This window comes from Teichococcus deserti, from assembly GCF_001982615.1.
In the GTDB taxonomy this organism is placed as follows: domain Bacteria; phylum Pseudomonadota; class Alphaproteobacteria; order Acetobacterales; family Acetobacteraceae; genus Pseudoroseomonas; species Pseudoroseomonas deserti.
Window position 1 is genome coordinate 1 of record NZ_MLCO01000314.1, and the last position, 10,028, is coordinate 10,028.

Sequence of the window (10,028 nt, forward strand, 5' to 3'; positions counted from 1 at the left end):
CCGGCCGCCGGTGGTGCTGGACATCGCCAATGGCGGGGTCGCGCGCGGCAAGGTCTATCTGGCGCAGAAGAGCGGCGAGGCCATCCCGCCCGGCTGGGCGCTGGACGCCGCCGGCCGCCCCACCACCGACCCCGCTGCCGCCATCGAGGGCATCATCCTTCCCATGGCCGGGCACAAGGGCTCGGGCATCGCGGTGATGATGGATGTGCTGGCGGGAGTGCTGCCGGGCGGCGTCTTCGGCAGCGGCGTCACCGGCCCCTATCGCGCCGAGGGCCGCAGCGGCGCCGGGCAGCTGATGATCGCGCTCGACATTGCCCGCTTCCTGCCGCTGGAGGATTTTTTCGCCCGGATGCAGGCGCTGGTGGCCGAGCTGAAAGCCGTGCCGCGCGCCGAGGGCGTCGAAGAGATCTTCCACCCGGGCGAGATCGAGGCGCGCGCCGAGGAACGGCAGCGGCGTGACGGCATCGTTTTGCCGGACGACACCCGTGCGGCGCTCAAGGTCCTGGCCGGGGAACTTGGCCAGGACAGCGATCTTTTCGGCTGATCAGAGCGCGACGTCGCGGTTGACGTCCTTGTACAGCAGATACGCCGCCTCGTCGGGCCCGGTCGGATAGAATTGCTGCGGGCAGAAGGCGCCCATCCAGATGAAGTCGTCCTGCCAGATCTCATGCCATTCGGTGCCGAGCAGATAGAGGCCCTGGCCCTGCAGCATGTAGAGGCCGTGCTCCATGATGTGCGTCTCGACGGCGGGGAAGAAGGTACCGGGGCCGAACCACATCAGGTTCATCTCGAAGTCGAAGGACAGATCGCCGAAGGGCAGCAGATGCTGGAAGCCGCGGCCGTCCAGCCCGGTGTGGTTGGTGCGCGGCACGTCGCGGGCATGGGACAGGATCGGCGCCGGCGGCGGCAGGTCGATCGCCTCGTAGCGCTTGCGCAGGCCCAGCACCCGGGCCGGCGCCGCGCCCTCGTTGCGGATGGTCAGCGGCACGCCTGGCGGCGCGTAGAGAAAGCCGCCGGCATCGACGGTCTTCCTGCCGAGGTCGCCGACGCTGAAAGAAACCTCGCCCGACAGCACGTAGTAGAAATGCTGGATGCCGGCCTCGGCGATGGGGCGCAGGCTGCCGCCGCCAGGCTCGATCTCCAGCACGAATTGGGCGAAGCGGGCGCCCAGCACCGGCGCGGCCAGGAAGCGCGCGGCGGTCTTCTCGTAGCTGGGCAGACGGCTTTTCAGCACGCCCTCGGGCGGCAGGAAGGCGTAGTTCGGCCGCACCACGCCCCGGTTCAGCCCGATGGCGCCGGGCAGCAGCCGGCCGGGGGGAAGGTTCAGGGCATGCGGCTGCATCCGGGTCGCTCCATCCTGTGCAGCGGCCATGGAAGCATGGCGCGGGGCGGCGCGACAGCCACCCCGCGCGGCAAAGGTCAGGCTTCGTCTTCCACCGTGTTCGACAGGATGCCGATGCCTTCGATCTCGATCTCCACCATGTCGCCGGGCTGCATGAAGATCGGCGGCTGGCGCGGATAGCCGACGCCGCTCGGCGTGCCGGTCGCGATGACGTCGCCGGGCTCCAGCGTCATCACCTCGGTCAGGATCGTAAGGATCCGTGGCACGGAGAAGATCATGTCGGCGGTGTTGCTGTCCTGCAGCGTGCGGCCGTTGATGCGGCTGCTGATCCGCAGCGCGTTGGGACCCTGCGGCAGCTCGTCCGGGGTGACGATTTCCGGACCCAGCCCGCCGGAACGGTCGAAATTCTTGCCCATGCTCCACTGCGTCGACTTGCGCTGGAAGTCGCGGAGCGAGCCTTCGTTCATGCAGGTATAGCCGGCGACGCAGTCCAGCGCATTCGCCTCGGTCAGGTGGCGGGCGCGGCGGCCGATGACGATGGCGAGCTCCGCCTCATAGTCGAACTTGTGGCTGGCCTTGGGCCGCAGCAGCGCGCTGCCATGTGCCGCGAGAGAGGCCGCGCCGCGCAGGAAGACCGCCGGATAGTCGGGGATCGGATTGTTCCCCTCCTTGGCATGCTCGACATAGTTCAGTCCGATGCAGATGATCTTGCCCGGCCGCGGCACGGCGGGCAGGCGCTTGACGCCCTCCAGCGGGCGCTTCGGCGCCGCCGCCAGCTTCGCGGCCAGGGCTGGCGCCCCGGCCGGCAGGTTCAGCGCGGCCAGCGCCGCATTGGGCTCGGCCGGCAGGCCAGGCACCACATCGGCCAGCGCCACCAGCGCGTCGCCGACCCGGGCACCCCATTGGGCGCCCCCCTCCTGCTCGAAAGCGATCAACCGCATCCGACGTTCCTCCTCATTCCCTGCGACGTATTCTTGCCGGAACGCGGCCGCGGTCAATCAGGCGGCGGCGCGGAAAGGGCGCGGAGGCGCATCGTCCCACGCCTGCGGCAGGCCCGGCACAGGCTGTCATGAACGTCGGAGTTCAGAAAGGCCGTATCCCAGCCTGGGTGGCACCTGGGCGCAGACGGTGCGGGCGATCGGTTCGCCCTGCGCCAGTTCGCGCAGCTGGCTGGTCAGCATGCGCCGGGTGACGCCGGGCAGGCGGCGGCGCAGGGCGTTGACGCGCAGTCTCCCCTCCAGAGGGTGGACCAGGCGGGACGCATCCCACGTGCCATCGATCAGACGATCCGGCTTGAGACGCCCATCCTGCTCCAGCGGATGCAGCGGTCGGAGAGCGTCACCTGCGGGCCGCTCCCGGCAGGCGCGTCGCACCAAGGCAGGGCGCTTGGGACGGCCTCGATGATCCTGCTGGCCACCTTCTGATCATCCATCCGGGGCACTTCATGCGAGCCTGGAAAGAAGGGCCAGATCCGCGCGGACGGCGCCTCTGTCACCCAGAACAAATCCGCCATGGCAGCACCTCCGGCGGCGGTGACGTCGCGGCACCATCAGCGCGCAAGGCCGGATCGAACAGGTCCTGACCTAGCCCGGCAGCAGTTCCTGCACCTTGCGGATCAGCTCGCCGACCGGGAAGGGCTTGGCCAGCACCTGCATGCCTTCGGGCAGGGTGCCGTCGCGCGCCAGGCCGGATGCCGCGAAGCCCGTGACGAACAGCACGGGAAGCTCGGGCCGCTGCCGTCGCGCGGCATCGGCCAGCTGGCGTCCGTTCATGCCGCCGGGCATGCCGACATCGGTGACCAGAAGATCGATCGGCGGCGAGGATCGCAGCAGGCTGAGGCCTTCATGCCCGGCGGACGCCTCGATGACGGTGTAGCCGAGATCACCCAGCACCTCGGCGAGGATGAGGCGCACGCTCGCCTCGTCATCGACCACCAGAACGACCTTGTCGCGCCCGTCGAGCCTGGCCGCGACCTGCTGCTCGGCCGCGGGTTGCGGCCCGCGCGCCTCATGGCGCGGCAGCGCCAGGCGCACCGTGGTGCCGCGGCCCGGCGCGCTGTCGATCTGCACATGGCCGCCGGATTGCTGCACGAAGCCATAGATCATCGACAGGCCGAGGCCGGTGCCCTGGCCCTGCGGCTTAGTGGTGAAGAAGGGCTCGAAGACCCGCGCCAGCACCTCGGGCGACATGCCGGTGCCGGTGTCGGTGACCGACAGCGTCGCGTAGTCGCCGGCGCGGGCCTCGCTCAGCATGCTGGCCTCCTGGCGGTCGAGGCGGAGATTGGCCGTCCCGATGGTCAGCGTGCCGCCCGTGGCCATGGCATCGCGGGCATTGATGCAGAGGTTCAGCAGCGCGTTCTCGAGCTGGTGCGGGTCGCAGAGGGTGAGCCAGAGGTCGCTGGCCAGGTGCCGCTCGACGGTGATCTCCGGCCCCACCGTGGCGCGGATCAGGTTCAGCATGCCGTCGACCAGCGCGTTCACCGGCGTCGCCCGGGCATCCAGCGTCTGCCGCCGGGAGAAGGCCAGCAGGCGGTGGGTCAGCGCCGCCGCCCGCTCGGCGCCCTGCTGCGCCATGGCGACGTAGCGGCCCAGCTGCTCGTGCCGGCCCTGGTCGAGCCGCCGCTGCAGCAGCTCCAGGCTGCCCGAGATGCCGACCAGCATGTTGTTGAAGTCGTGGGCGAGGCCGCCGGTCAGCTGGCCCACCGCCTCCATCTTCTGCGCCTGGGCCAGCGCGGCGGCGATCTCGCGCCGCTCCGCCTCGGCCGCCTCCAGCGCCGCCGTGCGCTCGCGCACCCGCGCCTCGAGCTCGGCCTTGGCGCGCGCCGCGGTCTCGGCTTCCGCCCGGATATGGGCGCCGAGCTGTCGCTGCCGCTGCCGGGCGCGCAGCGAGGACCTGACCGCGCTGATCAGGGCGACGGCGTTCAGCGGCCGCTCCAGCAGCAGGACGTTGCGCAGGCGCTCGGCCAGGTTCATCGCCGCCATCTGCCGCCGCGCCGCGATGCCCGCCTGGGTCAGCACGATGAAGGGCAGGTCGGACCAGGGCGGCTGCCGCGCCACCCGCTGGGCGAGGCCGTCCAGATCGGCCCTGAACAGCGCCTCATCCGCCAGCAGCACCAGCCCGGCGCCGTCGTCGAGCGCCGCCTCGAGGCTGCCGAGCGAGGCGTGGATGGCGCAGTCGATGCCTTCGCCGCCCAGCAGCCAGGCGGCCCCCTCGGCGTCCCGCCCGGTCGGCGTCAGGATCAGCACCGGCCCCGCGGCCGGCGCCCCGCGCCGGTCATCCACCCGGGGGGCGCTCCGCCAGCAGCGGGCCGGCCTGGCCGACATAGCTCGGCGTGCCGGTCAGGATGCCCTGGAACGCCGTCAGCGGCGCGCCGATGCGCAGGCCCGTCTGGTCGATGCGCAGCTCGCGGATGGCATGCTCATGCGCGCCGCCACGGTTCTTCAGCACCGCCAGCGCCTTGCGCACCTCGCCTTCGGCCTCGAAGAAGCGCAGCAGCAGCACGGCATCGGCGATGTAGCTGATGTTCAGGTTGGTGTGCATGCCGCCGACCAGCCCCTGCTGCGGGCTGATCAGCAGCGTCGCCACGCCCTGCTGGTTCAGGTAGGACAGCATCTCGTGCATCTGCAGGATCAGCTGCTTTTCCTGCGGCATCGCCGACTCGTAGCCGCTGAGGGAGTCGAGCACGACGAGACGGACATCTTCCTGCTCGACCTCGCGCCGCAGCATCGCCGAGAACTGGCCGGGCGAGACCTCGGCCGGGTCGATCTGCCGCAGCAGCAGCTGGCCGCTGTCGATCAGCGCCTGCAGGTCGATGCCCTGCTGCGCCGCCCGGCTCATCAGCGTGCCGATGCGCTCGTCGAACTCGTAGAGGACGCTGCGCTCGCCGCGGGCGCCGGCCGCGGCAATGTATTGCAGTGCGATGGTGGTCTTGCCGGCGCCGGCCGGGCCGGTGATCAGGGTGCAGGTGCCGCGCAGCGGGCCGCCGCCGAGCAGGGCGTCGAGCTCCGGCAGGCCGCTCGGCACCGGATCGCCCTTGAAGGGCGCATGATGCTCGGCGGCGACCAGGCGGGGGAAGATGTCGAGCCCGCCCTGCCGGATGACGAGGTCGTGGTAGCCCGCGCGGAAATCGCTGCCGCGCATCTTCTGCACCTGCATGCGGCGCCGGGCCGGGCCGAAATCGAGCGTCAGCCGCTCCAATGTGATCACGCCGTGGCAGATGCTGTGCAGCTGCAGGTCCTGCACCCCGCCGCCGCCGGTCAGGTCATCGAGCAGCAGCACCGTGGCCCGCCGGCCGGCGAAGAACTGCTTCAGCGCCAGGATCTGGCGCCGGTAGCGCAGCGCGTCTTGGGCCAGCAGCCGCATTTCCGACAGGCTGTCGAAGACGACGCGCGCCGGGTTGATCCGCTCGATCTGGTCGGTGATGACCTTGATCGTCTCGCCGAGCTCCACCTCCCAGGGGTGCAGCAGGGTCATCTCGCGGTCGGGGCTGAAGGGCGTGTCGGCCGAGCCCAGCTCGAAGACGTCGATGCCCTCGAGCGAGAGGCCATGCGAGGCGACGACGGCGTCGAGCTCCTCCTGGGTCTCGGACAGGGTGATGTAGAGGCAGCGCTCGCCCGCATCCCGCCCGGCGATCAGGAACTGCAGCGCCAGCGTGGTCTTGCCCGAGCCGGGCATGCCCTCCGTCAGGTAGAGGCGGCTCGGCGCCAGCCCGCCGCCCAGGATATCGTCCAGCCCCGGCACGCCCGTGCTGATCTTGGTGCGGCGGCCCTCAGGCGCAGCGGCATGGTCGGAGGTGGCAGGCATCGCGGATTCCAGGTGACGAACGACAACGTCCGATACGGCAAATCGTCGGGTCACGCCATCGCCAGCGGTGGCGACGGCCAAGCTTCAGCCCGCCGATCGATCCTGTCGCTTTGAGCGCCTGGAAGGGCCGGGCCTGTCACTGGTCGGGGTCTCAACGTCGTCGAGGCCGTGTCCTGATCGTGGAGCAGGACTGGACATTCGCCGCCGCCACGACCCCCTTGGCGGCGCTGCGGCTGCTCGTCCGGCAGCGTGTGGATGCTGCCTGCGCGACACGCGGACTGCGCTGCTTCTCCCCTCTCCGACGTCGTTCTGCAGGTGATGATGCGCCGCCTGCTGCGCGCCGCGGCGAGGGCTGGTCTTCGATGCGCCCGCGCCGCTGGGAGCCGGAATTGCCAAAGGAATCGGCCAGGTTTTTAACATGGGATAATGAAGGCGATCCTCCATGGTGTAGGAGGCCGCCATGCCGCAGCTTCTCATCCGCTCCGACCATGATGTCAGGATTTCCGCGCCGTCCCGCGACGAGAGCGGGCGATGGATCCGGACCGCGGTGTTGACGGTGAAATCGACCGGGCAGAATGTCGAGGCGACCTCGCCACCCTGCGCGGATCCTGAGAGCGCGCTGAAAGAGGTTCTCGCCACGGTGCGGCGTCAGGCGGGCTTCGCGCCGGACTGACGGCAGCGCTGGCCTTCCCGGCGGCCTGGCGCCGCAAGGCGGGATACGGGGGGTCAGGAACGATGACGCTCAAGTCTCTGTTGCGGCCGTCCCATCCGTCTCGCTGATCAAGGGCAAGATGACGCGGCGCGTTAATTTCGTCCTTTCAGGAGGATCTTCTTCTTCCATCTGAGCCGCCGCCGCGATTAGTCCCCGTCGTCTTCAGGAATTTCGGGGACCCTACGCCGCGCTGGCTGGTTTCGCAGTCGGTATGGAAAGCCCGGCCCCCGCCGAGCCTGCTCCGCTCGCCCTGAGGAAACCTGCCCATGCCCCCGCTTCGGTCTTGCCGCCAGGGTCCGGCAGGCGCGTTCCGGCCTGCGCTGCTCTGCTGCCCCACACGGCCTGGCGGCCGCCGCCCTATCCGCGGCTGGCCGGCCAGTCGGCCGAACATGTCGCCAAGCAGCTCGAGGATGATGCCGCCGGCATCCGGCTGAACGAGCAGATGACGCCGATCGCCCGCGCCCTGGATGCCGGGCAGCGCGCCTCGGTCGCCCGTTATGTCGCGGGGCTGAAGCCTCCGGAAACGGCGCTCTCGGCCGCGGCGCTGCAGGCGCGCGGACGGATGCTGGACGAGGTGGGCGACAATGCCCTGGGCGTGCCCGGCTGCGGCAACTGCCACGGGCTGCGCGGCCGCGGCGAGGGCGTCATGCTGCCGCCGCTGGCTGCTCAGCCGCAGGCCTATCTGGTGTCGCAGCTGAACGCCTTCCGCGGCCAGCGCCGGCGCAACGACACGGTCGAGGTGATGGAAGGCATCGCAGCCCGGCTCTCGCCGGAGGATATCGCGGCCGTGGCGCGCCACTTCTCGGCGCTGCAGCCGGCGCGTCCCTGAATCGCGAAGGGCGGGCGGGGTCCGACCCCGCCCGCCCGATCCGCCGACCGCCAGCGCGGTCGGTTCAGCGCGTCCCGTCCGGCCGCGGCGCGCCCGGCGTGGTCGGCGACGTCGTTGACGGCGTCGTCGGGGGCGTGGCGTCGGCGTCCTTCTCCCGCGCCGGCTCGGCCACGCGGTCGATGCCGCGATCGGCCGCATCGGCCAGCCGGGACCCCGCCTCGGCGCCGGCCTCGGCGACATGCCCGGCGGCGACCTGCACGGCCTTGCCCAGCGCGTGCGGCGAGGCGCCGTCGCGATCGAGCTGCCCGCGCGCGGCGTCATAGGCCTCGGCCGCGCGGTCCTGCAGCTTCTCCGCCTCGTCGCGCAGCACCGCGCCGGCTTCCGCCACGCCCTCGCCAACCGTCTCCTTCAGCTGGCGGGCGGCGGCATCGCTGGCCTCGCCCATCAGCCGGTCCTCCGCCTCGCTGCGCGGCAGCAGGGCGCCGAGCGCGGCGCCGGCGGCCAGGCCCAGCACGCCCAGCAGCAGCGGCCGGGCATCGCCCAGCTGGTCCCAGTCCTGCCGCAGCCTGTCGCGCGCCGCGTCCAGCCCGGCGCGGCCCTGGGCATAGCCCTGGCTGCCGGCGGCGCTGGTCCGCTGCGCCGCCTGCTGGGCCCCTTGGCGCAGCTGCCCGGCGCTGTCGCGCAGCTGGTCCCCACCGGAGCGCAGGGCATCGCGCCCGGCCTCGACCCCGCCGGCCACCGTATCAACCACGCTCTGGCCGGCCTGCTTCAGGCTGGAGGCCACGGAAGACAGGCCTGCCGTCGCGCTGTCCGCGGCATCCGAGGCGCGGTCGCGCAGCGAGCCGGCCCCCGCCGCCAGGCGTTGCGCCACGCCCGGCGCGTCATCCCCCGCCGGCGGCGGCAGCAGGGCCGGCCCCATCGGCGCGCGATGCACGGCCGTCGTGCCGGCCTGGCTGCTGCGGTCGGACAGCAGCAGCCAGCCGATGCCGGCGCCGATCAGCATCACCGGCAGCGGATTGTCGCGCAGCGCACCGCCCAGGTTGCGCGCGAAGTCGGCGCCGCCGGAGCCGCGCGCGTAATCCATCGCCTGGTCGACCAGCTGGCCGGGCGACAGGCTGCTGCGCAGGGTCTCGATGGTGGCGCCCAGCCGTTCGCGGCTGCGCTCCACCTCGCTTTCGATCTCGGCTGCGGAACGGCCGGCGGGATCGGTGGTCTGGCTCATCGCACGGCCTCCTTGGCCAGGCTGGCGTCGCGGGACAGCTGGGTGGTGGTGCGCTCCGGCACCAGGCTGGCGGCGCGCAGGCGGGCCTGGCCGCTGCGCAGCATCAGCCAGGCGATCAGCGCCACCACGACGCCGACGATCACCCCGGCCAGCCAGGGCTGCAGCCCGGCCTTGTCGACCAGGGCGGCGACCACCGCCTGCAGCAGGATGACGACGGCCGCCAGCAGCATGGCGGCGGCCAGACCGATGGCGACCGCGGCCTGGACGACCCGGCCAAGCTTCTCGCTGAACTCGGCGCGGGCCAGCTGGATTTCCTGCCGCAGCAGGGTGGTGGTCTGCTCGAGCAGGCTGCCGACGAGGTCGGGCAGGCCGCGGGCATTGTCAGAGGGCATCGGAACCTCCCTGCGGGGTGACGGGCATGCTGCCGGGTGCCGCCTGGCCCGGGCGATGCGCGGCGGCGCCGCCCAGCGTGGCGGCGGGCAGGGTCAGCGGTCGCGGCGCCGCATCCGGCTGCGGCGCCGACCAGCCGGGCGCCTTGTTGCCGGTGGAGACCGGCGTCGCCGCGCTGGTCCCGGCGGGGGCGCTGCTGCGGGCGAAGCGGACCAGGGCGAAGCCGGCCAGCGCGGCCGCGCCGAACACGGCGGCGGGCTGGCGGCGCGCCAGGCTGCGCGCATCCTCGAGCAGGTCGCCCAGGCTGCGCTCGCGCAGGCTGCCGGCCATGCCGCCGACCGAATCCGCGGCCTGGCGCAGATAGTTCGCCATCTCGGGCGCGCGGTCCTGCAGGTCGTCGGCGATGTTCTGCACGGCGCCGGCCAGGCCCTCGACCCGCGCGGCGCCGGCCTCGCGGCCCTTCTCCGCGAGTTCTGCGGCGGTGTCCTGCGCCTTCTGCGCCAGCTGCGCCGCCTCGCCCTGCAGCGCGTCGGCGACGGCGGCACCCTGCTCGCGCAGGCCATGGGCGGTGTCGTGGGCGGCTTCGCGGGTTTCGCGCTTCAGCGTGCGGGCAGCGTCCTGCATGCGCTGCCGCGCATCATCCGCCGCCGGGGAGGCTGGCGGCGGGGACGGGGTTTCGGGCGGGATCATGGCAGCTTCCTCCTGCTGGTTGCCGTGGTCACTCAGGCTG

The 10,028-nt window shown here is 72.0% G+C and carries 12 protein-coding genes; 3 read left to right on the forward strand and 9 right to left on the reverse strand.

Annotated elements, in window-relative coordinates; translation table 11 throughout:
- Positions 1 to 544 (forward strand): Ldh family oxidoreductase (locus tag BKE38_RS25380; RefSeq protein WP_165694283.1); only part of this gene is annotated, 544 nt, incomplete at its 5' end.
- Here BKE38_RS25380 and allE read toward each other — a convergent pair.
- The 6 genes from allE to BKE38_RS25410 all read right to left on the reverse strand — a co-directional run bounded on the left by allE (position 545) and on the right by BKE38_RS25410 (position 6,145).
- A complete protein-coding gene (gene allE / locus BKE38_RS25385; RefSeq protein WP_076960001.1) occupies positions 545 to 1,342 on the reverse strand; it encodes a (S)-ureidoglycine aminohydrolase in 798 nt (265 codons plus the stop codon). It lies immediately after the preceding gene.
- Positions 1,343 to 1,419: 77 nt separating this feature from the next.
- Positions 1,420 to 2,283 carry a fumarylacetoacetate hydrolase family protein gene (locus tag BKE38_RS25390; RefSeq protein WP_076960002.1) on the reverse strand — a complete coding sequence of 288 codons (864 nt, stop codon included), beginning with the start codon at positions 2,281 to 2,283 and terminating at the stop codon, positions 1,420 to 1,422.
- 126 nt (positions 2,284 to 2,409) lie between these two features.
- Positions 2,410 to 2,715, reverse strand: coding sequence for a winged helix-turn-helix transcriptional regulator (locus tag BKE38_RS33880; protein ID WP_076960003.1), 306 nt, complete (start codon positions 2,713 to 2,715; stop codon positions 2,410 to 2,412).
- Positions 2,622 to 2,855, reverse strand: a complete 234-nt coding sequence (locus BKE38_RS25400) for a transposase (protein WP_076960004.1) — start codon at positions 2,853 to 2,855, stop codon at positions 2,622 to 2,624. The genes BKE38_RS33880 and BKE38_RS25400 overlap by 94 nt, the downstream gene beginning before the upstream one ends.
- A 70-nt stretch (positions 2,856 to 2,925) precedes the next feature.
- Complete coding sequence (locus BKE38_RS25405; RefSeq protein ID WP_242662569.1) at positions 2,926 to 4,623, reverse strand: ATP-binding protein; 1,698 nt, start codon at positions 4,621 to 4,623, stop codon at positions 2,926 to 2,928.
- Positions 4,616 to 6,145: an ATPase domain-containing protein gene (locus tag BKE38_RS25410; protein WP_076960005.1), complete on the reverse strand. Its 1,530-nt coding sequence runs from the start codon at positions 6,143 to 6,145 to the stop codon at positions 4,616 to 4,618. The genes BKE38_RS25405 and BKE38_RS25410 overlap by 8 nt, the downstream gene beginning before the upstream one ends.
- A gap of 460 nt (positions 6,146 to 6,605) precedes the next feature.
- On the opposite strand from BKE38_RS25410, the gene BKE38_RS25415 reads away from it, so the two are divergent.
- The gene (locus tag BKE38_RS25415; RefSeq protein ID WP_076960006.1) at positions 6,606 to 6,818 is read left to right on the forward strand and encodes a hypothetical protein; all 213 of its coding nucleotides are present in this window, start codon (positions 6,606 to 6,608) and stop codon (positions 6,816 to 6,818) included.
- A 322-nt stretch (positions 6,819 to 7,140) separates the two neighbouring features.
- A complete protein-coding gene (locus BKE38_RS25420; protein ID WP_076960007.1) occupies positions 7,141 to 7,686 on the forward strand; it encodes a c-type cytochrome in 546 nt (181 codons plus the stop codon).
- Between the two features lie 64 nt (positions 7,687 to 7,750).
- Here BKE38_RS25420 and BKE38_RS25425 read toward each other — a convergent pair whose 3' ends face one another.
- The 3 genes from BKE38_RS25425 to BKE38_RS32420 all read right to left on the reverse strand — a co-directional run.
- A complete protein-coding gene (locus BKE38_RS25425; protein WP_076960008.1) occupies positions 7,751 to 8,908 on the reverse strand; it encodes a DUF3618 domain-containing protein in 1,158 nt (385 codons plus the stop codon).
- On the reverse strand, positions 8,905 to 9,300 hold the full coding sequence (locus BKE38_RS25430) for a phage holin family protein (RefSeq protein WP_076960009.1): 396 nt from the start codon (positions 9,298 to 9,300) through the stop codon (positions 8,905 to 8,907). Before BKE38_RS25430 ends, BKE38_RS25425 begins: the two co-directional genes overlap by 4 nt.
- On the reverse strand, positions 9,290 to 10,028 hold a 739-nt coding region (locus BKE38_RS32420), incomplete at its 5' end, for a hypothetical protein (RefSeq protein WP_207553676.1). The genes BKE38_RS25430 and BKE38_RS32420, both read right to left, overlap by 11 nt.

Coding starts and splice junctions, on each gene's coding strand:
- BKE38_RS25415 (WP_076960006.1), top strand. CDS start 6,606: ATGCCGCAGCTTCTCATCCGCTCCGACCATGATGTCAGGATTTCCGCG.
- BKE38_RS25410 (WP_076960005.1), bottom strand. CDS start 6,145: ATGCCTGCCACCTCCGACCATGCCGCTGCGCCTGAGGGCCGCCGCACC.
- allE (WP_076960001.1), bottom strand. CDS start 1,342: ATGCAGCCGCATGCCCTGAACCTTCCCCCCGGCCGGCTGCTGCCCGGC.
- BKE38_RS25430 (WP_076960009.1), bottom strand. CDS start 9,300: ATGCCCTCTGACAATGCCCGCGGCCTGCCCGACCTCGTCGGCAGCCTG.
- BKE38_RS25425 (WP_076960008.1), bottom strand. CDS start 8,908: ATGAGCCAGACCACCGATCCCGCCGGCCGTTCCGCAGCCGAGATCGAA.
- BKE38_RS25400 (WP_076960004.1), bottom strand. CDS start 2,855: ATGGCGGATTTGTTCTGGGTGACAGAGGCGCCGTCCGCGCGGATCTGG.
- BKE38_RS25390 (WP_076960002.1), bottom strand. CDS start 2,283: ATGCGGTTGATCGCTTTCGAGCAGGAGGGGGGCGCCCAATGGGGTGCC.